The organism is Conexibacter arvalis, from assembly GCF_014199525.1.
Classification (GTDB): domain Bacteria; phylum Actinomycetota; class Thermoleophilia; order Solirubrobacterales; family Solirubrobacteraceae; genus Conexibacter; species Conexibacter arvalis.
Map to the genome: position 1 here is coordinate 1,207,745 of NZ_JACHNU010000001.1, position 25,816 is coordinate 1,233,560.

General features: G+C 71.5%; 27 protein-coding genes and 1 tRNA gene. 15 read left to right on the top strand and 13 right to left on the bottom strand.

The window, feature by feature from the left end; translation table 11 throughout:
• Nucleotides 1-23 precede the first annotated feature (23 nt).
• Nucleotides 24-419, bottom strand: coding sequence for a peptide-methionine (R)-S-oxide reductase MsrB (msrB, locus tag BDZ31_RS05630; protein ID WP_183339812.1), 396 nt, complete (start codon nt 417-419; stop codon nt 24-26).
• Nucleotides 420-633: 214 nt separating this feature from the next.
• On the bottom strand, nt 634-1,338 hold the full coding sequence (locus BDZ31_RS05635; RefSeq protein WP_246344433.1) for a SigB/SigF/SigG family RNA polymerase sigma factor: 705 nt from the start codon (nt 1,336-1,338) through the stop codon (nt 634-636).
• 221 nt (nt 1,339-1,559) lie between these two features.
• On the opposite strand from BDZ31_RS05635, the gene BDZ31_RS25425 reads away from it, so the two are divergent.
• Nucleotides 1,560-2,144 (top strand): ANTAR domain-containing protein, encoded by a 585-nt coding sequence (locus tag BDZ31_RS25425; protein ID WP_183339814.1) that lies wholly within the window; start codon nt 1,560-1,562, stop codon nt 2,142-2,144.
• Nucleotides 2,145-2,301: 157 nt separating this feature from the next.
• Here the strand turns inward: BDZ31_RS25425 and BDZ31_RS05645 are convergent, their stop codons facing one another.
• Nucleotides 2,302-5,166, bottom strand: a complete 2,865-nt coding sequence (locus BDZ31_RS05645; protein ID WP_183339816.1) for a vitamin B12-dependent ribonucleotide reductase — start codon at nt 5,164-5,166, stop codon at nt 2,302-2,304.
• Between the two features lie 281 nt (nt 5,167-5,447).
• Nucleotides 5,448-6,176 carry a hypothetical protein gene (locus BDZ31_RS05650; RefSeq protein ID WP_183339818.1) on the bottom strand — a complete coding sequence of 243 codons (729 nt, stop codon included), beginning with the start codon at nt 6,174-6,176 and terminating at the stop codon, nt 5,448-5,450.
• A 116-nt stretch (nt 6,177-6,292) separates the two neighbouring features.
• Here BDZ31_RS05650 and galE point away from each other — a divergent pair, with 116 nt between their 5' ends.
• Nucleotides 6,293-7,285, top strand: coding sequence for a UDP-glucose 4-epimerase GalE (galE, locus tag BDZ31_RS05655; protein WP_183339820.1), 993 nt, complete (start codon nt 6,293-6,295; stop codon nt 7,283-7,285).
• 55 nt (nt 7,286-7,340) lie between these two features.
• On the opposite strand, the gene BDZ31_RS05660 is transcribed toward galE, so the two are convergent.
• Complete coding sequence (locus tag BDZ31_RS05660) at nt 7,341-8,243, bottom strand: SDR family oxidoreductase (RefSeq protein WP_183339822.1); 903 nt, start codon at nt 8,241-8,243, stop codon at nt 7,341-7,343.
• Between the two features lie 125 nt (nt 8,244-8,368).
• Here BDZ31_RS05660 and BDZ31_RS05665 point away from each other — a divergent pair, with 125 nt between their 5' ends.
• A complete protein-coding gene (locus BDZ31_RS05665; protein WP_183339824.1) occupies nt 8,369-9,484 on the top strand; it encodes a DNA polymerase III subunit in 1,116 nt (371 codons plus the stop codon).
• Between the two features lie 57 nt (nt 9,485-9,541).
• Here BDZ31_RS05665 and BDZ31_RS05670 read toward each other — a convergent pair whose 3' ends face one another.
• The gene (locus tag BDZ31_RS05670; protein ID WP_221242816.1) at nt 9,542-9,793 is read right to left on the bottom strand and encodes a hypothetical protein; all 252 of its coding nucleotides are present in this window, start codon (nt 9,791-9,793) and stop codon (nt 9,542-9,544) included.
• Nucleotides 9,794-9,947: 154 nt separating this feature from the next.
• Here BDZ31_RS05670 and BDZ31_RS05675 point away from each other — a divergent pair, with 154 nt between their 5' ends.
• On the top strand, nt 9,948-10,526 hold the full coding sequence (locus BDZ31_RS05675; RefSeq protein ID WP_221242817.1) for a TetR family transcriptional regulator: 579 nt from the start codon (nt 9,948-9,950) through the stop codon (nt 10,524-10,526).
• Here the strand turns inward: BDZ31_RS05675 and BDZ31_RS05680 are convergent.
• Nucleotides 10,511-12,103, bottom strand: coding sequence for a glycerol-3-phosphate dehydrogenase/oxidase (locus tag BDZ31_RS05680; protein ID WP_183339830.1), 1,593 nt, complete (start codon nt 12,101-12,103; stop codon nt 10,511-10,513). The two genes, BDZ31_RS05675 and BDZ31_RS05680, sit on opposite strands and share 16 nt — an antisense overlap.
• A 135-nt stretch (nt 12,104-12,238) precedes the next feature.
• Here BDZ31_RS05680 and BDZ31_RS05685 point away from each other — a divergent pair.
• Nucleotides 12,239-12,311, top strand: a tRNA-Thr gene (locus BDZ31_RS05685).
• Between the two features lie 211 nt (nt 12,312-12,522).
• Here BDZ31_RS05685 and BDZ31_RS05690 read toward each other — a convergent pair.
• Both BDZ31_RS05690 and BDZ31_RS05695 read right to left on the bottom strand, forming a co-directional pair.
• Nucleotides 12,523-13,284, bottom strand: coding sequence for a hypothetical protein (locus BDZ31_RS05690; protein WP_183339832.1), 762 nt, complete (start codon nt 13,282-13,284; stop codon nt 12,523-12,525).
• A gap of 199 nt (nt 13,285-13,483) precedes the next feature.
• Complete coding sequence (locus BDZ31_RS05695) at nt 13,484-13,738, bottom strand: helix-turn-helix domain-containing protein (RefSeq protein ID WP_183339834.1); 255 nt, start codon at nt 13,736-13,738, stop codon at nt 13,484-13,486.
• 170 nt (nt 13,739-13,908) lie between these two features.
• Between BDZ31_RS05695 and BDZ31_RS05700 the strand changes: the two genes are divergently transcribed.
• Genes BDZ31_RS05700 through BDZ31_RS05710 form a run of 3 tightly spaced genes read left to right on the top strand, consistent with a single transcriptional unit; the run spans nt 13,909 to nt 15,531 of the window.
• Nucleotides 13,909-14,115, top strand: a complete 207-nt coding sequence (locus tag BDZ31_RS05700) for a helix-turn-helix domain-containing protein (RefSeq protein WP_343075526.1) — start codon at nt 13,909-13,911, stop codon at nt 14,113-14,115.
• Between the two features lie 45 nt (nt 14,116-14,160).
• Nucleotides 14,161-14,424, top strand: a complete 264-nt coding sequence (locus tag BDZ31_RS05705; protein WP_183339838.1) for a helix-turn-helix domain-containing protein — start codon at nt 14,161-14,163, stop codon at nt 14,422-14,424.
• Between the two features lie 12 nt (nt 14,425-14,436).
• Nucleotides 14,437-15,531 carry a tyrosine-type recombinase/integrase gene (locus BDZ31_RS05710; protein WP_183339840.1) on the top strand — a complete coding sequence of 365 codons (1,095 nt, stop codon included), beginning with the start codon at nt 14,437-14,439 and terminating at the stop codon, nt 15,529-15,531.
• Here BDZ31_RS05710 and BDZ31_RS05715 read toward each other — a convergent pair.
• Nucleotides 15,528-15,977: a PIN domain-containing protein gene (locus BDZ31_RS05715; RefSeq protein ID WP_183339842.1), complete on the bottom strand. Its 450-nt coding sequence runs from the start codon at nt 15,975-15,977 to the stop codon at nt 15,528-15,530. The two genes, BDZ31_RS05710 and BDZ31_RS05715, sit on opposite strands and share 4 nt — an antisense overlap.
• Before the next feature lie 5 nt (nt 15,978-15,982).
• On the bottom strand, nt 15,983-16,936 hold the full coding sequence (locus BDZ31_RS05720) for a hypothetical protein (protein WP_183339844.1): 954 nt from the start codon (nt 16,934-16,936) through the stop codon (nt 15,983-15,985).
• A 428-nt stretch (nt 16,937-17,364) separates the two neighbouring features.
• Between BDZ31_RS05720 and BDZ31_RS05725 the strand changes: the two genes are divergently transcribed.
• From BDZ31_RS05725 to BDZ31_RS05740, 4 genes are all read left to right on the top strand, one after another.
• Nucleotides 17,365-18,003 (top strand): hypothetical protein, encoded by a 639-nt coding sequence (locus tag BDZ31_RS05725; RefSeq protein WP_183339846.1) that lies wholly within the window; start codon nt 17,365-17,367, stop codon nt 18,001-18,003.
• 1 nt (nt 18,004) lies between these two features.
• Entirely contained in the window at nt 18,005-18,259 is a 255-nt protein-coding gene (locus BDZ31_RS05730) for a hypothetical protein (protein ID WP_183339847.1), read from the top strand.
• A 497-nt stretch (nt 18,260-18,756) separates the two neighbouring features.
• Nucleotides 18,757-19,395 (top strand): DUF433 domain-containing protein, encoded by a 639-nt coding sequence (locus BDZ31_RS05735; protein ID WP_183339849.1) that lies wholly within the window; start codon nt 18,757-18,759, stop codon nt 19,393-19,395.
• Complete coding sequence (locus tag BDZ31_RS05740) at nt 19,346-19,813, top strand: hypothetical protein (protein ID WP_183339851.1); 468 nt, start codon at nt 19,346-19,348, stop codon at nt 19,811-19,813. The genes BDZ31_RS05735 and BDZ31_RS05740 overlap by 50 nt, the downstream gene beginning before the upstream one ends.
• Nucleotides 19,814-20,034: 221 nt before the next feature.
• On the opposite strand, the gene BDZ31_RS05745 is transcribed toward BDZ31_RS05740, so the two are convergent.
• Nucleotides 20,035-20,577 carry a hypothetical protein gene (locus BDZ31_RS05745; protein WP_183339853.1) on the bottom strand — a complete coding sequence of 181 codons (543 nt, stop codon included), beginning with the start codon at nt 20,575-20,577 and terminating at the stop codon, nt 20,035-20,037.
• 116 nt (nt 20,578-20,693) lie between these two features.
• The gene (gene recD2, locus BDZ31_RS05750) at nt 20,694-22,946 is read right to left on the bottom strand and encodes an SF1B family DNA helicase RecD2 (protein WP_183339855.1); all 2,253 of its coding nucleotides are present in this window, start codon (nt 22,944-22,946) and stop codon (nt 20,694-20,696) included.
• Nucleotides 22,947-23,032: 86 nt separating this feature from the next.
• On the opposite strand from recD2, the gene BDZ31_RS05755 reads away from it, so the two are divergent.
• The 3 genes from BDZ31_RS05755 to BDZ31_RS05765 all read left to right on the top strand — a co-directional run bounded on the left by BDZ31_RS05755 (nt 23,033) and on the right by BDZ31_RS05765 (nt 25,709).
• Complete coding sequence (locus tag BDZ31_RS05755; protein WP_183339857.1) at nt 23,033-23,677, top strand: TetR family transcriptional regulator; 645 nt, start codon at nt 23,033-23,035, stop codon at nt 23,675-23,677.
• 56 nt (nt 23,678-23,733) lie between these two features.
• Nucleotides 23,734-24,633, top strand: coding sequence for an oxygenase MpaB family protein (locus tag BDZ31_RS05760; RefSeq protein WP_183339859.1), 900 nt, complete (start codon nt 23,734-23,736; stop codon nt 24,631-24,633).
• A gap of 122 nt (nt 24,634-24,755) precedes the next feature.
• Nucleotides 24,756-25,709: a glutathione S-transferase family protein gene (locus BDZ31_RS05765; RefSeq protein ID WP_183339861.1), complete on the top strand. Its 954-nt coding sequence runs from the start codon at nt 24,756-24,758 to the stop codon at nt 25,707-25,709.
• Nucleotides 25,710-25,816 lie beyond the last annotated feature (107 nt).

The window sequence follows — 25,816 nt, forward strand, 5'->3', positions numbered from 1 at the left end:
GGGTCGAGCGGCCCGCGGCGCCGCTATCTCTCGTCGAGCTCCAGCGCCGCGCTGTTGATGCAGTAGCGCATCCCGGTCGGCGCCGGCCCGTCGTCGAAGACGTGGCCGAGGTGGCCGCCGCAGCTCGCGCACAGCACCTCGGTGCGCACCATGAAGTGGCTCGTGTCACGCTCGGTCGCGACCGCCTCCTCGCCGGCCGGCGAGGTGAAGCTCGGCCAGCCCGAGCCCGAGTCGTACTTCGTCTCGGAGGAGAACAGCTCCGCGCCGCAGCCGGCGCAGCGGTAGGTCCCGGACGCTCTCTCGTTGACGTACCGTCCGGTGAAGGGGCGCTCCGTTCCCTTCTGGCGCAGCACGGCGTACTGCTCCGGGCTCAGCTGCTCGCGCCACTGGGCGTCGCTCTTGTCGACCTTGCTCGCCATCGTCACACCGTCCGTTCTCGAATCGCTCTGATTCGAGAGTAGCGGTGCGGCGGGCGAGCTCAGGAGCGGTGGGCCGAGGCCCAGATCATGAGCGCGTAGGTCGCGGCGGCGAGCACGGCGACGATCGCGCCCGCGACGGTGATGACTGCCTCTTCCATGCCCGGCATGATCGCCCGCCGCGCGCAATATGTGCTCAACGGCACATGAAGCGACGCTAAAGGGGTGTGCTGGACAGGCCGTCGCCGGCGTCCCGCGTGGCCGGTCTCGCCTGCGCGGCGAGCCGCATCCGCGCCAGCGCGGTCCGGATCAGGCGCGAGACGTGCATCTGCGAGACGCCGACGCGCTCGCCGATCTCGCTCTGCGTCAGGTCCTCCTCGAAGCGCAGCCGCAGGATCTCGCGCTCGCGCTCGCCGAGGCCGGCCGCCAGCGTCTCGAGCGTCGCGCGGTCGCGCACGCGCGCCAGCGCGTCGTCCTCGCCGCCGAGCGTGTCGACGATCGCCGGGCGCTCGTCGTCGGCGTTGCCGGTCGGCGCGTCGAGCGAGAGGGCGCGATGGGCGCCTGCCGCCTCGAGCGCCTCCAGCACCGACTCGACGTCGAGGCCGGTCTCGCGCGCCAGCTCCGCGGGCGTCGGCGCGCGGCCGCCGTGACGGGAGAGCGCCGCCTCGACCCTCAGCACCGCCTCCTTCAGGTCGCGCGGGACGTGCACCGACCAGCCGCGGTCGCGGAAGTGGCGCCGCAGCTCGCCGAGGATCGTCGGGACGGCGAAGGAGGTGAAGCTGGCGCCGTGGTCGGGATCGAAGCGGTCGACCGCCTTCAGCAGGCCGAGCGACGCGACCTGCACGAGATCCTCGAGCGGCTCGCCGCGATCGGCGTAGCGGCGCGCGAGATGGTGGGCGAGGCCGAGGTGGCGCTCGACCATCGCGCTCCGTTCGTCGCCATCCGAGCGCGGGTACGTTGACGATCGTCGATGCGACCGCTCTCGACCCAGCCGATCGAGTTCCTCTTCGTCATTGATCGCCAACGCGCATGCCCTCCGGCCGCAAGGAGCGCCGGGGGTCTGGGGCGCTGCGATGTGCCCGGCGTCGAGCGCCGAGCCGTGGAGCGGAAGTCTAGCCGGCCGTACAAGGGGAGTCGATCGCTGTGAGCGGCCGGACGCTGCGGATCCTGGTCGCCGACGAGGACCTGGCGGCGCTGGAGCGGCTGAGCCTGACCCTCCGCCAGCTCGGCCATCGGGTCGCGGCCTACGCGATCGAGGTCGGCGAGGTCGCGCGCAAGCTCGTCGGGGAGGATCCCGACCTCGCGATGGTGGTGCTGCACGCCGACGACGACCATGCGCTCGCGCTGATCGAGGAGATCGCCGCGTACGCGGCCGGGCCGGTGGTCGTGCTGACGCTGCGCGAGGACCCGGAGTTCGTCGCGCGCGCGGCGGAGCGCGGGATCGACGCGTACGCCCGGCCCGAGACCCCCGACGCGGTCCAGAGCGCGATCGAGCTGGCGCTGCGCCGCCGCAGCGAGCTGGAGCGCCTCACGACGAAGGTCGACCAGCTCGAGGGCGCGCTGGAGCGGCGCGCGGTGATCGAGCGCGCCAAGGGGATCCTGATGGAGCGCCACGGCATCGACCAGCTGACGGCGTTCGAACGGCTCCGCACGCACGCCCGCGCCGGCCGCCGCCGCGTCGTCGACGTCGCCCGCGAGGTCGCCGACGGGGTGCTGGAGCTGCCGTAGCCAGGGGGCCTCCGCAGGCCTCTGCTTGGCGCCCAGGGTCAACGCTGTCCCCAATCACGACGCCGACGAGAACGCGAGAGGGCCGCCCGCAGGCGGCCCTCTGGAACGACGTACGTCACGGCCCGCCCGCCGGGCGGTCAGGCCGTGCGCGCCGGCATCAACCGCAGCCGGTGTTGTTGCCGCAGCTCGAGCAGGTGTAGCAGGAGCCGGTGCGCTGCATCATGCCGCCGCACTGCTCGCAGGCGGGGCCGAGGTCGAGGCCGAAGTTCCCCTTCGTCATCCGCGCCGGGACGACCGGCGGCGTGTCGGTGAGGGCGGAGGCGGCCGGCTGGGCGGCGCCGTTGGCCGGCGCGGCGGCCTGGCCCGACGGCCCGGCGGTGTCGCCGCTGAGCGAGATCGCCGTCTCCTGCGCGCTCTTGCGGGCGCGCACGGCCGGGGTCAGGATGCCCAGCTCCTCCTGGATCTCCTCGTCGAGGAAGCGGGAGGCGAGCCAGCGCATGATGTAGTCGGGCATCGACTTCGCGAACGGGATCTCCGGGTTGGAGGTCATCCCCTCCGGCTCGAAGCGCATGTAGCTGAACTTCTGCACGAGCGTCTCGAGCGGCACGCCGTACTGCAGCGCGATCGAGACCATCGTCGCGAACGAGTTCATCATGCCGCGGAGGGTCGAGCCCTCCTTGCCGATGTCGGTCAGGAAGATCTCCCCGACCGTCCCGTCCTCGTAGAGGCCGGCGGTGATGTAGCCCTCGTGGCCGGCGAGCGAGAACTTGTGCGTCAGCGACTGGCGCTCGCGCGGCATCCGGCGGCGGGCCGGCGCCAGCTGCGCCCTCGTCTGCGCGACCGCCTCGGCGACCGCCTGCTCGAGCTCCTCCTCGGTGAACTTCGCGCCGGGCTTGGCGTCCTCGCCCTTCTGCGCGTCGGTCCGCAGCGCCTGCGCCGTCTTGGAGCCGTCGCGGTAGATCGCCAGCGCCTTGACGCCGAGCCGCCACGCCTGGATGTAGGCGTCGGCGATGTCCTCGACGGTCGCCGTCTGCGGCAGGTTGACGGTCTTGGAGATCGCGCCCGAGATGAACGGCTGGACCGCGCCCATCATCTTGATGTGGCCCATGTGCGAGATCGCGCGCTCGCCGACCGCCACGTCGAAGACCGGCAGGTGCTCGGCCGCGAGGCCCGGGGCGCCGACGATCGAGCCGTTCTCGTTGATGTACGCCTCGATCTGCTCGATCTGCTCGTCGGAGTAGCCGAGCGTCTGCAGCGCCTGCGGCACGGTGCGGTTGACGATCGTCATCTGGCCGCCGCCGACCAGCTCCTTGAACTTGACAAGCGAGAAGTCGGGCTCGACGCCGGTCGTGTCGCAGTCCATCAGGAACGAGATCGTGCCGGTCGGCGCCAGCACCGTCGCCTGCGCGTTGCGGTAGCCGTGCTCCTCGCCGAGCTCGACCGCCTCGTCCCACACGCGGCGGGAGGCGGCGAGCAGCGCCGCGTCGTCGAGCGAGGCCTCCGGGATCGCGTACGAGGCGTCGCGGTGCATCCGCATCACCTTGTTGTGCGGCTCGCGGTTCTCCTCGTAGCGCTCGAAGGTGCCGACGGCGGCGGCGATCTCGGCCGAGCGCTTGTAGGCGCGGCCGGTCATCAGCGCCGTGATCGCGGCCGCGGTGCCGCGGCCCGCGTCGGAGTCGTACGGCATGCCGTTCGACATCAGGTAGGCGCCGAGGTTGGCGTAGCCGAGCCCGAGCTGGCGGAAGGCGTTGGCGTTCTTGCCGATCTCCTCCGTCGGGTAGCTGGAGGCGCCGACGATGATCTCCTGCGCGAGGAAGACGACGTCGATCGCGTGCTCGAAGGTCTCGACGTCGAAGCTGCCGTCGGCCTTGCGGAACTTCATCAGGTTGAGCGACGCCAGGTTGCAGGCCGAATCGTCGACGTGCATGTACTCCGAGCACGGGTTGGAGGCGTTGATGCGCCCCGAGTTCGGGCTCGTGTGCCACTGGTTGATCGTCGTGTCGTACTGGACGCCCGGGTCGGCGCAGCGCCACGCCGCCTCGGCGATCTCGCGCATCAGCTCGCGCGCGTCGACCGACTTGACCGCTCTGCCGTCGGTGCGGGCGATCAGGTCCCAGCTCTCGCCCTTCTCGACCGCCTGCATGAAGGCGTCCGAGACGCGGACCGAGTTGTTGGCGTTCTGGTACTGGATCGAGGTGAAGCCGTCACCGTCGATCGACATGTCGAAGCCCGCGTTGCGCAGCGCCTCGGCCTTGTCCTCCTCCCTCGCCTTGCACCAGATGAACTCCTGGATGTCCGGGTGGTCGACGTCGAGCACGACCATCTTGGCGGCGCGGCGGGTCTTGCCGCCCGACTTGATCGTGCCGGCCCACGAGTCGGCGCCGCGCATGAAGGAGACGGGGCCCGAGGCGGTGCCGCCCTTTCTCAGCGGCTCCATCGACCCGCGGATGTTGGAGAGGTTGATCCCCGAGCCGGAGCCGCCGCGGAAGATCATCCCCTCCTTCGTGTTCCACGCGAGGATCGAGTCCATCGTGTCGTCGACCGAGAGGATGAAGCAGGCGGAGCACTGCGGCTGCTCCTCGAAGCCGACGTTGAACCACACGGGCGAGTTGAACGCGGCCAGCTGGTGGAGCAGGATGTGGGTCAGCTCGGCCTCGAAGGCGTCGCCGTCCTCGGCGGTGGCGAAGTAGCCGCGCTGGCGGCCCCAGTCGGCGATCGTGCCGGCGACGCGGCCGATCATCTGCCTGACCGAGCGCTCGCGCGCCGGGCTGTTGAGCTGGCCGCGGAAGTACTTCTGGGCGACGATGTTGGTCGCGTTCTGCGACCAGGCCTTCGGGAACTCGACGTCGCGCTGCTCGAAGGAGACCTTGTCGCCGTGGCCGATGCGGGCGTCTCGCAGCTCCCATTCGACCGCGTCGAAGGGATGCACCCCTGGAGTGGTGAAGTGGCGCTCGATGCGCAGCGCCTCACCCGAATGCGTGCCGATCGTGGTGGTCGGAGGGGTGTGCGAGAGATGTGCCATGCCTGCCTGCTCCTTGTGTTTCCCCGCTGTTTCCGCGAACTTCCCTCGGTCTCGGCCCGTCTGAGGGGGTAACAGCGAATCGTCCTACATGACCCGGACGGAACTTTGCCCGGGAGGCCGATCCGCCTGCGGCTCGGGGCGGCGCGCGACACGTCGGACCTGTCTCGAACATAGCGCTCCTCGCCCCCCTCGCGACGGGTCTTTCCCCGCTGTTTGCGGGATCTTCACGCCGATGCTGGACGGATGGCGCCGACGCGCCATCGCGGCGCCGGGAGCGGCGCTCAGCGGCCGAGCCGCAGCCAGTCGGAGAACTCGGCCCAGGTGCTCGTGACGCGGAAGCCGGCCTCGCCCCAGGCGTGCCGTGCGCGCGCCGCCCAGGTCGGGTCCCAGCCGCGCAGCCGCGCCCAGCCCCACACGAGCAGGACGAGCAGCAGCAGCGCTGCGAGCGCGGCGGCGCCGATCACCAGCGGGGTCGTCGAGCGCTTCTCGCCCGGCGGCTGGACGCCCGGCGTCGTCGTCACCTGCTGGGGCGCCTCCGCCGCCGGCGGCGTCGCCCCCGCGTCGGCCGGTGGAACGGCGCCCGCGTCGGCCGGTGGAGCTGCCCCCGCGTCGGGCGGGGGCGCGGCGCCGGCGCCGGCGTCGGCCGGCGGGACGGCCCCCGCGTCGGTCGGGGTCGTCGGCGTCGTCGTGGCGGGCGGCGTCTCCGCGGCGGCCGGTCCGCCGGTCGGCTCGATCCCCTCGCAGTCGCCGGCTCTGTGGGCGGCGATCCCGTCCTCTATCGCTCTTCTGAGGTCGGGGATGACGCCTTCGAACGCTCTCGGGATCCCGGCCAGCGCCGCCTCCAGGTCGGCCTGCGAGAACCAGCAGGCGTCGAGCTGGCCGGCGTTCTGCGAGTAGGCGTCCGAGACGCGGTCGTAGGTCGCGCGGTCGGCGAGCGCCGTCGCCGCCGGCAGCAGCAGGAGCGCGGCTGCGAGCGCGAGCACGCGAAGGATGCGGGCGCGGGACGTCATCGCGGACGGGGGATGCTAGATGATCGCCCGCGCCGCCCGCGCGGCCCGCGGTCCTCGTCGCCCCGCGGCACTCGCGATCGCAGGGGGCCGTGAGGCGCGTCTGTTACAAACCCGCCATGAAGCTTCTCGTCACCGGCGGCGCCGGCTACATCGGATCGATCGTCGCCCAGCAGCTGCTGGACGCCGGGCACGAGGTCGTCGTGCTCGACAGCCTCGAGCGCGGCCACCGCGAGGCAGTCCCCGCGGGGGCGCGCCTGCTGGAGATCGACCTCTGCGACGGGGAGGCCGTCCGCGACGGCGTCGCCGAGGGCTTCGACGGCGCGCTCCACTTCGCCGCGTACGCGCTCGTCGCGGAGTCGGTCGCCAGACCGGAGCTGTACTACCGCAACAACGTGCTCGGCACGCTCAACCTGCTCGACGGCCTGCGCGCCGCGGGCGTGCAGCGGTTGGTGTTCTCCTCGACCTGCGCCGTCTACGGCGAGCCCGAGGTCGTCCCGATGGACGAGCTGACCCCGACGAGACCGGTCAACGCCTACGGCGCCTCCAAGCTCGCCGTCGACGGGATGATCGCCGACGAGTGCCGCGCCCACGGGCTCGGCGCCGTCAGCCTCCGCTACTTCAACGTCGCCGGCGCCAGCGGCTGCCTCGGCGAGGACCACGAGCCGGAGACGCACCTGATCCCGAACGTGCTGCGCGCGGCCCAGGGGCTGCAGCCGGCGGTGAAGATCTTCGGCACCGACTACCCGACGCCGGACGGGACCGCCGTGCGCGACTACATCCACGTCGAGGACCTCGCGCACGCGCACGTGCTGGCGCTCGACGCGGCGCGGCCCTCCGAGCACCGGATCTTCAACCTCGGCAGCGGCGACGGCTACTCGGTCCGCGAGGTGATCGAGGCGGTCAGAGCGGTGACCGGGCTCGACGTCCCGGCGGAGGAGGCCGGCCGCCGCCCCGGCGACCCGCCGAGACTGGTCGCCGCGAACGGCAAGATCCGCGCCGAGCTCGGCTGGGCGCCGCGCAAGTCGCTCAGCGACATGGTCGCCGACGCGTGGGCGTTCGCCCAGCAGCACCCGCACGGCTACGCGGGCGCCGGCGCCGCCGCGCACTAGCCGGCGCCGGGCGGCGGGGCGCGTCGCCTCGCGGCGCGCCCGACGGCGAACCGCGTCAGCTCGCGCGCGCCCTCGAGTCGGCGTCGCCGCCGGCGCCGACCGGCGCCGTCACCGCGGCGGCGCCGTCGCGCTCGATCGCCGCCAGCATCGCGTCCTCGACCGGCGCCACGTCTCTGCGGCCGGCGCGGTCGAGCAGCGGCGACAGCGGCCCGCGGAAGAGCAGCGCGGCGCGCACCCAGCCGGGCACGGTGATCCAGCGACGGCGCCGCTCGATCCCGTCGACGACGCCGTCGACGCACTCCTCCAGCGACGACGTCTTGCCGAACGGCCCGGCGATCTTCTCGCGCATCCCGCCGAACTGGGCGCGCTCGTCGGCGCCGCGCACCATGTCGGTGTCGATCCACGAGAAGTAGGCGACGCCGACGTCGACGCCGTGGCGGGCGACCTCGGTCCGCAGCGAGTCGGCGAGCGCCTCGACCCCGGCCTTGCTGGCGCAGTAGGCCGACATGAACGGCGCGTGCGCGACGGCGGCGAGCGAGGCGATCTGGAGTACGTAGCCGCGCCGCGCGATCACGTGCGGGAGCGCGGCGCGGACCGTCCGCCAGGAGCCGAACAGGTTGACCTCGACGACCCGCTCCCACGCGGCCGGGTCGATCGAGCGGACGGTGCCGCCGGTCGCGATGCCGGCGTTGGCGATCACGACGTCGATGCCGCCGAAGCGCTCGACGGCGCCGGCGACCGCGGCCTCGACCTGGGCCGTGTCGGTGACGTCGGCCTCGAACCAGGCTGCGTCGGGGCCGCACTCGGCCGCGACCTTCGCCAGCTCGTCGGGCTCCAGCCCGACGAGCGCGAGCTTCGCGCCGCGCGCCGCGAGCGCGCGGGCGGTTCCGGCACCGATCCCGCGGGCGGCGCCGGTCACGAGCACGACCTGACCTGAGATGGGGCGTCTGGTAGCCATGCGGGGACGCTACCCAGGCGGCGCGGGCCGAGCGCCGGTCGCGGTGCGCTCCCGCGCGGCTCGGCGGCGTCCCGGTGCGCGCCGCCGGACCGCCGCGCGAGCGCGTGGGCTACCCTCGCTCGCGCATGACCGCGCTGGCCGGCACCGAGCACCATCCGAACGCGCGCGCGACGCTCGGCGCCGCGCTCGCCCCCGGCGGCCACGCCTCGCACGCCTACCTCTTCCACGGCCCGTCGGGCAGCGGCAAGCGGACCGCGGCGCGCGCCTTCGCGGCCGAGCTGCTGGCCGACGGCGCGCCCGATCCCGACGGCGTCCGCTCCCGCGTCCAGCACGGCACCCACCCGGACCTGACGTGGGTGACGCCGAGCGGCGCGCACGAGATGCTCGTCGGCGACATCGAGGAGCCGGTGGTCGCCGCGGCGGCGATGACGCCGTTCGAGGCCGCCAGGCGCGTCTTCGTGATCGAGCGCGCCGACACGCTGATCGATCAGGCCGCCAACAAGATGCTCAAGACGCTGGAGGAGCCGGCGCCGTTCGTCCACATCGTCCTGCTCAGCGACCGGCTCGCCGAGGTCCTGCCGACGATCCGCTCGCGCTGCCAGCTCGTCCGCTTCGACGCGCTGTCGGCCGAGCAGCTGGCCGAGCGCGTCGGCCGCCACGGGATCCCGCCCGAGCAGGCGCGGGCCTGCGCGCGGCTGGCGCTCGGCGACGGCGAGCGCGCGCTGGAGCTCGCGCTCGGCGACGGGCCCGCGCTGCGTGCCGGCGGCGAGCGGTTCGCGCGCGCCGCGCTGGCCGGCGAGGTCGGCGCCGCCAAGCCGTGGAGCGAGCTGCTGGCCGTCAAGAGACGGCGCGGGGAGGATGCGGTCGCGGCGCTGGAGGCGCAGCTGGCCGAGGAGCTCGAGGTCGTCTCCAGAAGAGAGAGACGGCGGCTGGAGAACGAATACGCGGAGCGGATCCGCCGCACGAGACGGCGCGTCGAGACCGGCGCCCTCGATCTCGGCCTGCAGATCGCCTCGCTGTGGTTCCGCGACGTCGCCTGCCTCGTCTGGAGCACCCCTGAGCTGCTCCACCACACCGACCGCGTCGACGCGCTCCAGCAGGACGCCGACGGCCGCAACGCGCAGAGACTGCGGGCGGCGGTCGAGCTGGTCGAGGAGACCCGGCGGCGCCTGCGCTCCAACGTCACCGAGGAGCTGGCGCTGGAGACGCTCGCCTACCGGCTCGAGGCGCTGCTGAGCTGAGCGGCGGACGTCGGGCGCCCTCCTGACGGAGCGCAGGCGCTCCGACGGGCGCGGCCGCTAGTAGTAGCCCTCCGGCCAGTGGCCGTGCTCGTCGTAGTAGCGGCGCGCGGCCTCCTCGCGCGAGCGCTCGTCGTTCGACCTGATGCTGAGCCGGAAGAGGAGGTTGAGCATCAGCACGATCACCGCCGTGCCGATGAGCATCACGCCGAGGCCGCCCCACTTGTCGGCCCGCGTCTCGAGCAGCCACACGCCGACCGCCGTCAACACGAGCGGGAGGACGTATCGCACCGCGGGGACGATGACGCGCATCACAGCGTGGAGGATGGCACGGACCGGCCCGGCCGCGACGCGCGGCGTCATCGCGCGACGCGCCGCGGCGGCCGCGTGGCGCGCGGCAGCGGCCGCCGACGCGGGAGCGCGCGGCTGGCGGCGGGCGTCGTGCCGGTCTGCTGTGATCCCGGGCGTGACCCAGCGCGCGGTCGAAGACGAACAGCTGCTCGACGCCGCGCGCGCCTGCGTGCTGGCGGTCGGCGTGCGCCGCACGACCGTGACCGACGTGGCGCGGCGGGCCGGCGTGAGTCGCATGACGCTCTACCGCCGCTTCCCCGACGTCACGTCGCTGATCCAGGCGCTGATGACGCGCGAGTTCTCCGCGATCATCGCCGAGGTCGACCGCGACGCCGGTCAGCTCGGAAGCGCCCGCGAGCGGCTCGTGGAGGGGGCGGTGCGCGGCTGCGACCGCCTGACCCGCAACCCGCTCTTCCTCCGCATCGTCGACGTCGACCCCGAGCTGCTGCTGCCGTACGTGACGACGCGGCTGGGCAGCTTCCAGAAGGCCGTCGTCGCGTCGCTGGAGGGCCAGCTGCGCGACGGCGTCGCCGACGGCTCGATCGCCGCCGGCGACCCGGCGATCGTCGCGCGGACGATCGAGCTCGCGCTGCGCGGCTTCGTGCTGCAGACGCTGGCCGAGGGCGCCGAGGCGGCGCGCGAGCCGGAGCTGGAGCAGCTGCGGCGGATGCTCGACCGCTACCTCGCGCCCTGAGCCGCCGCGGCGGCCTCCAGCGCCTCGCCCGCGGCCGCGAGCGCGCGCTCCCGCCGCTCCGGCACCAGCCCCATGCGGGTGCGCCGGTCGAGCAGGTCCTCCACGGTCAGCGCCAGCTCGTGCGCGACGGCGAAGTGCAGCTCGGCGCGGGAGACGGGGACGTCGGGCGCGATCGGGTCGAGCAGGCGCCGGTCGCCGTCGGCGAGCGCGGCGACGCGGCCGGCCTCGGCGCCGTAGCGGCGCACGAGCGGCGGCGGCAGCTCGCCGGCGGCCGGCGCGCTGCCGCGCGGCGGGGCGCCGACGAGCGGCAGGCGGCGGGTGACGCACGGGCCGGCGCTCGCGCCCGGGCGTGACGCGATCGCGTCGAGCACGTCCTGCGCCATGCGGCGGGCCGTCGTCAGCTTGCCGCCGACGACGGTCAGGACGCCGCCGTGGTCGAGCACGGCGTGGCGGCGGGAGAGGTCGGCGGTCGTCTCGTCGGCGGCACCGGCGAGCAGCGGGCGCAGGCCGGCGTAGCGGCCGACGACGTCGTCGGAGGCGAGCGGCCGGTCGAGCACCCGGCTGACGCTCTCCAGCAGGAAGCGCTCCTCGGCTGCGTCGACCCCGGGCGCGACCGGCGGGGAGCCGTCGCCGTCGTAGGGGTCGTCGGTGAGGCCGATCAGCACGAGGCCGTCGGGGCGCGGGGCCGCGAAGACGAGCCGCAGCCCGTCGTTGCCGGGGACCGGCGCGCTGATCGAGGCGCGCGGCTCGCCGAGGCGGTCGGCCCGCACGAGCAGGTGGGCGCCCTTGCTCGGCCGCAGCTCGATGCCGCCGCTCAGCTCGCCGGCCCAGACGCCGGTCGCGTTGACGACGTGGCGCGCCGAGATCGCGAGCCGGCCGCCGCCGTGCTCGTCGACGACGGTCGCGCCGTCGGCGGTCAGCCGCTCGGCGCGCGCGTAGGTGAGGATCCGCGCGCCGTGCGCGGCGGCGGTGCGGGCGACCGCGAGGACCAGCCGCGCGTCGTCCTCGATCTGGCCGTCCCAGTGGAGGATCGCGCCGCGCAGGTTGCGGTCGCTGAGCGCGGGCGCGAGCCGCCGCGCCTCCTCGCCGGAGATGCGCCGCATCGGCGGGAGCCGGCGGCGGCTCGTGCCCGCGGCGGCGCGCATCCGGTCGCCGATGCGGATGCCGGCCTCCAGCTTGGCGCCGGCGGCGCGGCCGATCGAGTCGCCGAGCGGCATCAGCATCGGCAGCGCCCGGATCAGGTGCGGCGCGCTGACGTCCATCAGGATCGCCCGCTCGGCGGCCGACTCCCACGCGAGCCCGAAGTCGAGGTGAGCGAGGTAGCGCAGCCCGCCGTGGGCGAGCTTGCTGCTCCAGCGGCTCGTCCCGCTCGCGAGGTCGCCCCGCTCGACGAGCGCGACCGACAGCCCGCGCGTCGCGGCGTCGAGCGCCGTCCAGGCGCCGGTGATCCCGCCGCCGACGACCAGCACGTCGACGCTCTCCCCGTCCGCCAGCGCCTCCAGCTCCCGCGCCCGCCGCCCGGCGTCGAGCGAGTCGGAGCCCGAGGCCGCCGGCAGCCGTGTGCGACGAAGTGACATTCTGAGTCGCACTGTAACACCGGTGTCCAGTGCCCGCGCAGGCTGCTCCGAGCGCCCGGCCCGGCTCTTCACCCTGCCGCCGCACGCGCCGGTCGGCTACCATGTGCGCCCCGCCGGGTCTGCGCCGGCTGGTCTGCCGACATAGCTCAGCTGGTAGAGCACTTCACTCGTAATGAAGGGGTCCCCGGTTCGAGTCCGGGTGTCGGCTCCTCAGACGAAAGCCCCGCTGCGGCGGGGCTTTCGGCGTTTTCGGGGCCGTGCTCTTTGACGCTCTAAGGGCGTTTTAGGGGCGTTGGGGCAACGGATGGGGCAACGCGGCTCGGTGCGAGAGGGCGAGGAGTCATCCCCTCCAACCCGTACGAGAAAGAAACCCACCCCCTCTGCGGCTGCCGATCCCCGGCGAGGGGGTTGGCCCCCACCTACGCCACGGGCGGAGACTCGACGACCTCAACGTCGATGATCGCCTCGGGCGGAACTGCCGTGCCGCTGCCGTCGAAGCCGCCGCATGATGAGAAACCGAGGGGTTCTCCGCTCAGCCGCGCGTGGAGGAAACAGAACGCCGTTTCGACATGCCATGCCGAGACGCACGGTGCCCAGAACTTCACGATGCAAGGCGTCGATGCTTCGACGAAGCGTGCTTCCAGGTCGGCGACCTCGTAGCAGCGAGAGATGTCTTGGACGATTTCGGGACAGCTCAGGTAGTCGTGGCTGCTCTGCGGAAGATCAACGTGTACCTCCCGCACGAGATGCGCCTGCGGACCGTGATGCATGGCGTCGTGAGTCTTCAGCCGATAGAGGTAGCCGTCGTGCCCTCCGCCGTCACTCTCAATGGTGGCTCGGAATGCCTCCCACTCCTTGTGCGACGCCTCGGCGAGAATGCGCAGCACCTGCCAAGTCTCGTCCAGCATCACATCGAGCGGCAGCAGCCCGCGCCGTCTGAACGTGCTCGGATTGACGACTCGCGTGCCGTGGAAGAAACAGGCGCCGTCGAAGCGCGCCTGGCTCAGGTCTGTTCCCAGATCCGTGAGCACCGAGAGGGCGACGTCTTCGTACGGGTAATCCGCGAGTCGCGCCGAGTCGTATCGGTGGATCGCGTCCGCCAGGTGGTCCGGTTCGACACCGATCGCCCGGCCGATTGATGCGAGCGTCGAAGCGCTGTCAAAGCAGTCGAGCAGGTGCATGAGGTGTTCTACATTGGCTGTGCCGTTCGCGACCTTGGAGGGCGATGGTGTGATCCTGCCTGGCCCTCCAACCTCCGGGTGGCGTCACGTTCGTTGCGAGCCAAGTCCATTCGGGCTTTTCAGGTTACCCGCCGGTATGGACGACATTCGGTCGTTTTCGGACTGTCTTCCGGGCCGTCTGGTGTGGCCGGTCGTCGAGCTACTCGAAGTCTGTTCCGTCTTTTCGGCTCTCGTAGAGACGCATCAGCTCGGACAGGCGAACTCCAAGGCCGTCGGCGAGCTTCGCGAGGTTGTCGAAAGACGGGCTGACCTCGCCGCGTTCGACCATGCCGACGAAGTTGCGCGAGAGATCGGCACGGTCGGCGACGGCTTCCTGTGAGAGGCGTTGGCGAGTGCGCATCTCGTAGACGGCTTGAGCGAGGCGCTCGCGCGCTGAGCGACTGGGGCGATTCATGCGCCTCGCAAACTCCCAGTGATCCGTTGTTGCCTCTACCCCAGTAGGTAGTCATTCTGACCATAGTCATAGGTACTTGGGTTGACACGGAGGTCAGGATGTCGCCTCGTGACCGAGGGTGTTCGGGCAGGCGCCCCGCTCGCGGGCGGGCGCTGGGGCTCGGCGGGGCCGTGCGCGTGCTGCGGGCTCGGCACGGGTTCAGTCAGGAGTCGTTCGGCTTCGCCGCAGGCTTGCACCGCAACTACGTGGGCGCAGTAGAGCGTGGGGAGGTCAGTCCGACACTGCCCACCTTGCAGCGAATCGCCGACGGCTTCTCGATCCCCGCCTCAGAGCTGCTCGCACTCGCCGAACGCTTGACGAAGGAGGCCGAGGAATGACGGTGCTACCGAACGCCGTCACTACCGCCTCGCAGGCTTCTCGCCATGCCGAATCCAGCGGACTTTCCCGACGACCTCCTCGAAGCTGCGGCCGCTCCCGTGGCGGACTTGGCTGCGGCGCGCGAGCGCGTGCAGACGCCTTGGCTGCGAGCGGAGGAGGCGGCCGAATACCTCCGGGCTCCCGTGTCGCGGGTGCGCAAGCTGACGATGATGGGCACCATCCCGCACGAGAAGGACGGGCGCCGCGTGCTCTACCACCGCGACGAGCTGGACGCCTTCCTGCGCGGCGGCGGTTCGTACTCTCCGTGACGATCCGGTTCGATGGCCGCTGAAGCGTCCGATCCGCGCCGGCTGGAGCCGACTGGCCATGCCGGCGTCTACCGGAAGCAGAACCGCTACATGGTCGTGTGGCGACATCGCGGGCGCCAGCGCAAGCGGAGCTTCCGTACGTTGACGGAGGCGCGCCGGTTCAAGGCGCAGACGGCGGTCGGCGGTACAGCGCCGACCTCGCGGGAGCCGTTCGTCGCTTTCGCGGAGCGCTGGCTCGACGGTTACAGGGGCCGCACCTCGAAAGGGCTCGCTCCAACTACGCGCACGAGCTACGCCGACGTGGTCGCGCGTGTGATCGTGCCCTACTTCCGGCGCGAACTGCCGACCCTGAAGCTCGACGAGCTGAGTCCGTCCGACCTGCGCGACTTCATTGCGCACATGGCCGGCGAGGGCCACGCGCCCGCGACCGTTCGGCGCTACTACGCCCCGCTGCGGGCAATGCTCGCGACGGCGTACGAGGATGGTCGCATCACGCGCAACCCGGCGGCCGGCATCCGTGTCGTCGTGCCCGGCGAGCGCGCTGCGCGCTCCAAGCGCCTCACGCCCGACCAGACGCGCGCCCTGCTCGCCGAGATGCCACCGGAGCATGCGGACCTCACCTACCTGCTCGCCGCGACGGGTCTGCGGATCGGTGAGGCCCTCGCGCTGACGTGGGGCGACCTCGGCCCCGACGACGCCGGACGCCTCGTCCTGCACGTGCGTCGCTCGAAGACGGTTGCCGGCATCCGCGCGGTCCCGCTTTCGCCGGAGACGCTGCGCCGCCTGACCCTCCGGCGCTCCTCCGTCGAGTGGGCTGGCGACGAGCACGCGATCTTCGCCAGCACCTTCGGCACCGCCCTCGATCCGCACAACTTCCGCCGCCGCGTCTTCAAGCCGGCGGCGAGACGCGCCGGCATCCCGTCAGCGACCCCGCACGGCCTTCGTCACGGCATGGCGAGCCTGATGGCCGAGCGCGGCTACTCTCCCGCACAGATCGCCGCCCACCTTGGCCACGCCGACGGCGGCGTCCTCGCGCTGCGCACCTACATCAGAACCGAGGCGATCGACACGCCGACGTTCGTGGATGAGGCGTTGGCCGCCGGCTAGCGGACCGGATCGTCGAGCAGCAGACTGAGCCCCGGCATTCCTGCGAAGTCGCTGTCCTCAGTAAGCAAGGGAAGTTTGTAGAGGCGAGCCGTAGCGGCAATCCAAGCGTCGTGCGCCTGCGCCTTCTGGCCGAGGGCATGGCCTGGACTCATGCCACGTGCCTCGTTGGACAGACGTGCCCATTCGTGGGCGAGGTCCTCGGTCGGTTGGACGACCACGGTGCCCGCGATGTCTGATTCGAGACGCCGTCTGCGGGCCACCCCGTACTGCTGCGCATACGCGCCCCGCCAAAGCTCCGCCACGCTAACGAAAGAGAGAACGACTCGCCGTCCTTCGACGTAGGGAAGGAAGCGCTGCGCTCTCTCCTGGCCTCGCGCGAGGTAGATAAAGACAGTCGTGTCCACAAGGACGTAGTCCTCATGTTCCCCAACGGCTACGATCGCCACAGCGGTTAGCTCTCGTCCTCGATCGCCGCGATGAGAGCATCGGCCTCATCGTCGTCGTACCAGTCGTCGTCCGCATCGCGTCGGCGGAACGCCTCCACGCCTTGAGCTGCGGCAAGCTCGGCGACGGACTCTCGTCTCCAAAACAGCTCGGTATCGAAGGTTGGCGTTTCGTAGACAACGGCGATGCTCGTTGCGTGCAATCTCCGAGGGCGCGACTCGCCTGGGAAGAACTCACCCATCCCCGAGACGCGGACGTACTTTCTCCCGTGGCCAGCGGCCCAGGCCGTTTCGCGGTCCTTCTCGTCGAAGTAGCAGCTCACTCTCTGAGTGGACGGTTGCTCGATGCGAAATTCCAGAGTCGAGTCGTCGACCATCCGTAAAGCACCTTCAACCGTCGCATGGGCACGATACGGACGTCTGACCAACTGTCTCGCCATCCGGAGACGCGTCGGATCGAGCTGGGTCGTCGTTTGGGAAACGCCGTGGACCGAGGTCGTGAAGACGATTCGATCGATCCCGTGACGGAACGTCTGCCGAAACCCGTCGATCGCCTTCAGCACGCCTCGGTCGTAGCCGCGCGGCAGTTCGACCGTGTCGTCAGACAAATGGTCTAACCCGTCGATAAACGCCCTGAGCGCCTCATCTCCCAATCGGGGATCTACATCTGGGATCAAGCCCTCTTGATCCGTGGTGGAGGCGTCAGGCGTTGCCATCTCCAGCACGAAGCTGCCGGCTCGGGCGCCGCCGATGACGTTGAGGTCAACGGATCGCTCGATGAAGCCTCTAACTCGCCCACCTCGACCACTGGGGCCGTAGTCAGTCAGGACGATCGCAATGCTCCGCAAGGTGCCACGCAGTCTTTCGGCGACACGCTGAAGCTCCGACAAAGGCAGCAGATGGTCTGCCACCGACGGGCCTTCGAGTCTGAGTCTCAGGTGCAGCGCATCCCGACCCTTCATATCCAAGAGCGTAGACGAGCCAGCAGCCCGACGGGCGCAATGCAAACGCGCTGGCACGCGCATCGTGGTTCAGCGCGATCTCCCGGCCTGTTCTGTGGCTGCAGTATCTCTCGCCCGGCCTTTCTCCGTCGAATGAACAAGCTGGGAGAAGAGAGGTCGCTCGTGCCTTCGGCATCGCACTCCATCCTCACCATCCTGCTGCCCGTGGCCATCTAGTCTCGTCGCGCAGCGTGGCTTCTCCCTGCACAGATCGCGGCCCATCTCGGCGACACCGACGGCGGCGTCCTCGCGCTGCGCACCTACATCAGAACCGACGTGATCGACACGCCGACGTTCGTGGATGAGGCGTTGGTCTGGCCTCTCCCGGAGACGACGTTCCGCTGCGATCCGCTTTGCCCTCCGGACGGCCAGCAATAATCAACCTCATGATGGAGTTTCAGGTCACCTGGATTACCGAGCACGATGGCACTCGACTTGCTTTTGCCGAAGCTCTTCGCGCCGTTGTGCCGGTGGGCGAAGACCTCCATGACGGCGAGAACGGCATGCCGTTCCTCCTTCATGAATGCGAAGACAAGACCGGCGCGCTGCACCTTGCCCGCCGCTATCGACTTGCCGCATGTGAGCGTGCGGGCATCGACCCCACGAACGTCGTCGATGACGCCAGAATCACATGGAGAGTCGTTCACGAGCTGATGCAGGACTTCCCGGACTATGGGGCGCAGGCGGCCGCCGCAGAGGAGCGGGCGTTGGAGTTGGCCGAGAGGTCCTTGTCCGAAGGATTGACGCCCGTCGAGCAAGAAGAAATGGCAGCGGCGTTTGCGGAGTCCAGCGTCTACGGAGAGATGGCGGTGGTATCCGGCATTTTGGATGCCAACACGTTCCGGTCGACGATCCAGTCCCAAAGCATGGAGATCGATGCTGACGCGATTGTGAACCTCACCTTGAAGAAGCGAGGCGGTTCCCGAGAGGCAGTCGAAGCTCAGCTCGAAGAAGCAATGCGGAGATCAGGGGGAGTGCGCGAGCGCGTTGGCGACCGTTGGATATACCGGGTCCCCCTCAGAGGCTGACATGTCCCGCATAACCCTCTGGGCAACCATCATCCTTGGGCTCGCCATGGCCCAACGGGTCAATGCGAAGGCTTGGGACGAAGCGAACCGCTCGGTGCAGGAAGCGGCAACGCTGTATGGAGAGCGGCTTCGCGAGCAAGACCGCCAGCAAGAGCGAATGATGATGCTCGCAGCACGACAGGTGCGCCTCGGATGGCTCGCACTGTTCGTCGCCGTCGGATCTCTGCTGCTGGCACTCGTAGCGTTGTTCGTCTAGAGGGCAACACCCGGGGCAACACCGCCCCCGAACTGCACCGAACGCCGAGCACACAAAATCGCCCGGCCCCACCGGCCTCACCGAACCCCAGCGAACCGCTCCGACAGCCCCGCCCAAATCTCGTAATGAAGGGGTCCCCGGTTCGAGTCCGGGTGTCGGCTCCTCAGACGAAAGCCCCGCTGCGGCGGGGCTTTCGGCGTTTCGGGATAGTCGCGCGACCGCTGCCGTCCGGTGGGCGATGGTCACGGCATGGCGAGCCTCACCGCCGAGCGCGGCTCCTCACCCGTGCGGTTCGCCGCCCATCTCGGCCACGCCGAGAGCGGCGTTCTCGTCCTTCGCGCCTACATCAGAGTCAAGCGATCGACACGACGGTCGTGGACGAGGCGCTGGCGAGTGATCGAGCTCCGGTCCGTCGCACCTGTTGCAATGCAGGCGTTGTCGGAACGACGCGGAAGTAGCTCGACAGGAAAGTAGGTGTGGGTAGGATTTCCTGTGCTATGGCGGCGGCACCATCAGCAATCGGCTACTACACGGCGGGCGATGTCGCCCGGCTCGCTGGAGTGACGCCTCAGCGAATCGGGCGCTGGGCGCGCGAGGAGCTGATCCTTCCTTCGGTCAGTCAGAGGCCGAACATCTACTCGTACGCGGATGCTGGCGAAGCAATTCTCGTGCACTACCTCGTGGAGCAAGGGAAGACGCCTGCGGAGATCAAGCAGGTGGTGCATGAGCTTCGGCGGTACTGCGGGCCTTGGCCGCTGGCGAATGCTCCGCTTGAACACGATGGATCGCTCGTGACGATCCGCGATCCTGACCGGGGCATCCACGTTTCGGTCGACAAGCCGAGGCACGACTTGATTCCCAAGACGCTTCCGGCTCTTAGAAAGATCCGCGATGCATTGTCGCGCGGCGGCTGGGTCGCCCTGGAGAGCCCCCGCGACCACATCGAAGTTGACCCCCAACGGCATTCCGGTGTACCGGTGATTCGTGGTCGGCGCATTCCCACCTCGCTTGTCGCTAGTCTCGCCTCCACCGATGGAGGCCGTGAGGCGCTGCGAGACGAATACGGACTCACCGACGGCGAGATAGATGACGCCGTCGGATACGAGCACGACATCGCCGCAGCCATCGCGGCCTGAGACGCGACGGCTCGTCATCGACGAGGACATCAGCCGCAAGCTGTCGTTCGAGTTGCAGCGCCGCGGTCGAGCAAACGCCATCGCGGTTCTCGACGCGAGATTGAACGGACGTAAAGACGGCGCGCTCTTCAAGGCGCTGATCGATTTTGAGCCGTGCGTGCTCGTTACCTACGACAACCGGATGCCGTTTGTTCATACCCGCGAGTTGGAACACCATGGAACCACGGTTGCCGTTGTCAGTCGGCGGGCATTTCGCCGCTCGTGGCACACGGTCGAAGACAATTACATACGGGATGTCGTGCATCGCTGGGCCCATGTGATCGAGATGCAGACCGCTGGGACCGTCCGTAGCTACGGCGACAAGTCGGTGACGCGGGCGAGAACGCCTCGCGCCTACGCGGATACGACGCGGCCCTGACGTTCGCATAGGCGGGGCGCCGCGTGGGGCAATGCACTTCCCGACCGCCCCGAACGCCAGCGCCACCGACGGCCCGACACACCGCCGGATCCGAACCCGACGAGATCGCGCCGAACACTCCGTCCAAACCTCGGAACGAAGGGGTCCCCGGTTCGAGTCCGGGTGTCGGCTCCTCAGACGAGAGCCCCGCTGCGGCGGGGCGTTCGGCGCTTCGCGGCGCGCTACTCGGCGACCGCGTCGAAGGTCAGCTGGCCGGCCATCGGCTCGGGCGGCGGCGGCTCCAGGACTCTGCGCTCGGCGTCGAACGCCTGGACTCTCGCGAGCTTGCGCTCCTTCGCCGCCAGCCTGCGCTCCAGCCTCGCGACCTTCTGGTTGAGCTGCCTGCGCTCGGCGTCGAGCCGGTCGACGTGGGCGATCGCCCCGTCGAGCGCGGCCGTCAGCTCGCGGCGCGCGGCCGTCCGAGCGGCCTCGCGCGCCGACGCCTCGGCCGCCTCTCGGCGCGTCGCCTGCTCATGCAGGCGCGTCAGCGCGAAGGCCGCGCCGCCGGCGGCGAGCAGGCCGACGACGACCGCCGGCAGGCTGAGCGAGACGACGCCGGTCAGCCCGCCGAGCGCGGCGAGCGCGAGCCCGCCGAGCAGCGTCGCGAGCACGTGCCCGGCCCAGCGGTCGGCGGCCGCGCGCACGGCCGGCCGCTCGCCGTCGGCCGCCCAGCGGTCGGCGGCGGCGCCGAGCGCGGCGAGATCGTCGTGGTGGTCGTCGGACATCGCGAGGGATCGTACGCGGCCACCCGGCGCTCCGCCGGCCGGCCGCGACCGCGCCGGACGGGGTGCGCGGAACGGCTGCTCGCGCGCCGCCTCGCGATGGCGGCCGCCTGCCGCCCCTACCCGTGCAGCACGTCCAGCCGCTGCGCGAGGCGGCTGTGGCGGCGGCCGGCGTCGGTCGTGCGGGCGGCGCGGGCGACCATCTCCGGCGTCCCGACGACGATCGTCGCGATCGTCGAGCGCGTGATCGCGGTGTAGAGCATCTCGCGGCGCAGGAAGCGGCCGCCCGCCGCGGGGTGGGCGACGACGATCGCGATCGGCAGCTCGATCCCCTGCCCGCGGTGGACCGAGCAGGCGTAGGCGAGCTGGAGCTGCCCGACCTCGGCCTGCGGGATCCGCACGACCGCGCCGCCGTCGACGCCGACCAGCAGGCCGCCGCCGTCGCCCCCTCTCGCCGCTCGCGCGCCGTCGCTGCCGCCCTCCTCCTCGCCGGGCTCGTCCTCGTCGTCGCGCTCGGCCGGCGCCAGCTCGTCGAGCAGGCGCAGCAGCGTCCCGTTCATCACGCCCAGCTCGTGCAGGTTGCGCCCGACGAGCATCAGCTTGTCGCCGATCCGGAGGCGGCCGTTGCCGACCTCTCTCCCGTCCGGGTTGAGCGCCGCCCGCAGTGATCTGTTGAGCGCGTCGATCCCCAGCTCGCCGCGATAGACCGGCGCGAACACCTGGATGTCGCCGTGGGGGTCGACGCCGTAGTGTCTCGGCAGCCGCGCGCTGACGAGCGAGACGATCTCCTCCCGCGCGGCGACCGGGTCGGCGCGCGCGATGAAGAAGAGGTCGTGGCGCATCCCCTCGGCGCGCACGAACGACGGCGCCCGACCCTCGCGGATCGCGTGCGCCCCCTGCACGATCATCGACCCGGCCGCCTGGCGGAAGATATGCTGCAGCCGCGCGGTCGGCACGCGGCCGGAGGCGACGAGCTCGGCGAACGGCTTGCCGGCCCCGACCGGCGCCAGCTGGTCGGCGTCGCCGACGAGCACGACGTGCGTGCCCGGCCCGATCGCGCGCAGCAGCGTCACGAGCAGCTCGAGGTTGGCCATCGACGTCTCGTCGACGATCACGAGGTCGCATCTGAGCGGCAGGTCCTCGTCGTGGACCGGGCCCTCGCCGGGGATCCAGCCGAGCGCCGAGTGGACGGTCGACGCGTCGAGCTGCGTCGCCGCCGTCATCCGCAGCGCGGCGCGGCCGGTCGGCGCCACCAGCAGCACGCTCGCTCTCTGCTCGCGCGCGATCTGGCCGATCTCGCGGATGCTGGCGGTCTTGCCGGTCCCGGGCCCGCCGGTGACGACCGAGAGACGGTGGACGAACGCGCCGCGCACGCCGGCCCATTGCTCCGGCGTCAGCTCGACGCCCTCGGCGCCGGCGTCGTCGGGCTCGACAGGATCTCTCAGCTTCGCCGACAGGTCGCTGGCGAGCAGCTCGGTGACGCGCTCCGCCAGCTCGCGTTCCAGCCGCGCCGTCTCGGCGCGGTAGACCCACACCGCCTCGTCGTCCTGCTCCAGCTCGACGTCGCCGTTGTCGGCCAGCTCGTTGAGGAAGCCCGCGGGCGGGGAGGAGCCGTCGAGCAGCTCGCGGGTGCGCATCAGCAGCGCGGCGGCCGGCTGACAGGTCGAGCCGTCGCGCTCGCCCTCGCCGAGCGCGTGCAGGATCGCCGCTCGCGCGCGGGCCGGGCTGTCGGAGGGCGCGCCGAGCCCGCGCGCGATCGCGTCGGCGGTCGCGAAGCCGACGCCGAAGACGCTCGTCAGCTCGTACGGCCGCTCGCGCACGACGCGGTACGCGCGGTCGCCGTAGTGCTGGTGGATGCGGCTCGCGAGATGGGCGAGCCCGTGCGGCGCGAGCAGCAGGTGCAGGCCGCGGGTGGCGCGCAGCGCGTCCCACGAGCGGGCCGCCTCGGCGGCTCGCTGCGGCCGCAGCCCGGCGCGCTCGAAGGCCGCTCTCGGGTCGTGGTCGATCGCGCTCAGCACCTCGCCGCCGAACGCGTCCAGCAGCGCGGCGGCGCGGCGCGGCCCGACGTGGCGGACTCTGCGCAGGTAGGCGGTCAGCGCGGCGTCGTCGACCGGCGTCACCGGATGGGCCTCGCGGACCTTCACCTGCGGCCCGTAGCGCGGGTCGATCGTCCAGCTGCCGGCGACGGCCGCGTGCTCGTTCAGCTCGAGGTGGACGAGCGGCCCGACCAGCACGATCCGTTCGCCGTCCCATTCGCCGTCGAGGACCGCGAAGCCGCTGTCCTCGTTCGCGAAGCGGCGGTTGCGGATGACGACCTCGCCGGCGAACTCCTCGCCTTCGGCGGGCGGCCAGCTGACGGGCGCGGACGGCATCGCCCGCCAGCGTAGTCGCTCGCCGCGTCGCCCCGGGCGCGCGGGCGGGCTCGCACGGCCGCAGGCGCGGCTGAGATGATGGCGGGGTGGCGGCAGAGTCTGAGCGGACCTGGGGAGGGCAGACGCTCGAGGATCGGCGGGCGGCGCGGCGCAGGCGCCTGCTCGATGCCGGCTACGACCTGGTCGGGACCGGCGGCGCGGCGCAGTTGACCGTGCGCGGCGTCTGCCGCGCCGCGAGACTGACCGAGCGCTACTTCTACGAGAGCTTCGCCGACCGCGAGGAGCTGCTGCTCGCCGTCCACACGCGCACGGCCGCCGAGGCGCGCGACGCGATCGCCGCCGCGGTCGCCGCCGCTCCGCCGGAGCCGGTCGCGGTCGCGACGGCGGCCGTCGACGCCTTCGTCGACCTGCTGCAGGACGACCCGCGCCGGGGCCGGGTGCTGCTGACCGAGGTCTTCGCGGACGAGCGGCTGACGAGAGCGGGCGTCGAGCTGATCCCGAGCTTCGCCGCGCTGCTGGTCGAGCAGATCCGCGCGATCTACGGCGACGGCGCGGAGGGCGGCCCCGACGCGGTCGACGCGCAGGTGACCTCGGTCGCGCTCGTCGGCGCGCTCGCCCACCTCTTCACGGGCTGGCTCGACGGGACGCTCTCGATCTCGCGCGAGCGGCTCGTCGCCCACGTCGTGCGGCTGATCCTCGCCGCCGCGCCCGTCAGCTCGCGGGACGCCTGAGCCGCCCCCCTCCATTTGACAGCGCGCGTTGTCACACCCTAAGCTGACAACGCACCATGTCACTTGCTGCGACAGCCGAGACGGGGGCGCGGGGCGCGGAGCGGGCCGCCGGGGACGAGCGGCCCGCTCCGCTGGGCCCTGACTCGCTCACCTGGCAGTGCTTCGGCGACCTGCGCGGCCTGCTGCTGATCGGCCGCGCGGGGATCCTCCAGAACATGCACCCGGCGATCGGCGCCGGCGTGGGGCAGCACTCCGACTACTTCGCCAACCCGTGGAACCGCCTGCTGCGCTCGGCCTCGCCGATCCTCGGCGTCGTCTACGACGGCGGCGGCGCGCTCGCCACGGGCGCGACCGTGCGCGACTACCACCGCGAGATCAAGGGCGTCGACCAGCACGGCGCGCGCTACCACGCGCTCCAGCCCGACGTCTACTACTGGGCGCACGCCACCTTCTTCGAGTCGCAGATCGTGATGCGCGAGCTGTTCGGCAGACCGCTGACCGAGGCCGAGCAGGAGCGGATCTACGCCGAGTCGGTCCAGTGGTACGCCCAGTACGGCCTCTCGATGCGCCCGGTGCCGCCCGACCTCCCCGCCTTCCGCGCCTACTGGAAGCGGACGGTCGAGGAGGTGCTGACGCTGACCGAGCCGGTCCGCTGGTCGCTCGACCCGGCGCGCCGGCGCGACATCGCGGCGCCGTACGACTGGATCCCGCGGCCGGTCTGGTGGGCGCTGCGCCCGCTCGTGATGGGCGGCTCGATGTGGTTGGCCGCCGGCACGATGCCGCCGGTCGCCCGGGCGAAGCTCGGCCTCGTCTGGACCGACCGCGACGAGCGTCGCCTGCGGCTCCTCGGCCGCGTCGTCAGGGCGCTGTGGCCGCTGCTGCCGGACCGCCTGCGCTGGTTCCCGCGCGCGCGGCGCGGCTGGGAGCGCGTCCGCCGCGAGCAGCGCGCCCGCTGAGCCTGCTCGCGGGTGGCGCGCCCGCTGAGTCACGGGCGCGCCGGCTGGTCAGCGCGCGTCCGGGCGAGGGCCAGCGCTCGCTAAGATGGTTGCGTACGCAATCATTCCGGAGGGTCGTGCCGATGACGTCCACCAGCGCCGCGCAGTTCCCGAGCGAGTCCGACGAGCGGGGCGCCTTCAGGCGCCAGGAGAGCCGCTTCCGCGACTGGGTCAGCGGCGACGGCTCGACGGGCTACCCGGCGGAGAAGGGCCGCTACCACCTGTACGTCTCGCTCGCCTGCCCATGGGCGTCGCGGGTGGTGATCGTGCGCAAGCTCAAGCGGCTGGAGGAGGCGATCGGCCTGACCGTCGTCGACCCGATCCGCGACGAGCGCGGCTGGCGCTTCCTGCCCAACGAGCCCGATCCGGTCAACGGCTTCGCCTACCTGTCGGAGGCCTACCTCGCCTCCGACCCGACCTTCGATGGCCGCGTCACCGTCCCAGTGCTGTGGGACAAGGAGCGCGGCCGGATCGTCAACAACGAGAGCGCCGACCTCGTCCGGATGCTCGGGTCGGCCTTCGACGCGTGGGGCGACGCGTCGGTCGACCTCTACCCGGAGCCGCTGCGCGAGCAGATCGACGCGATCAACGAGCGCGTCTACGAGACGGTCAACAACGGCGTCTACCGCGCCGGCTTCGCGACGACGCAGGAGGCCTACGAGGAGGCGTTCGACGCGCTCTTCGACTCGCTCGACTGGCTCGACGAGCGGCTGGCGCAGCGCCGCTACCTGCTCGGATCGGCGATCACCGAGGCCGACTGGCGGCTGTTCGTCACGCTCGTGCGCTTCGACGCTGTCTACGTCGGTCACTTCAAGTGCAACCGGCGGCGCATCGACGACTACCCGAACCTCTCCGGCTACCTGCGCGACCTCTATCAGCAGCCGGGCATCGCCGAGACGGTCGACTTCGACCACATCAAGCGTCACTACTACATGACCCATCCGCAGTTGAACCCGACGCGGATCGTGCCGAAGGGGCCGCAGCTCGACCTCGACGCACCCCACGGCCGCGAGCTGCTCGCCCCCGCCGCGGGCTGAGCCGCCGCGGCGCCCGCCACGCTTCGCCGGTCGGCTCTTCCCGAAAAAAGGGGCCGGCCGCGCCAGGGGGAGCGCGACCGGCCGGGGAGCCACGCGGGGCGGCGTGG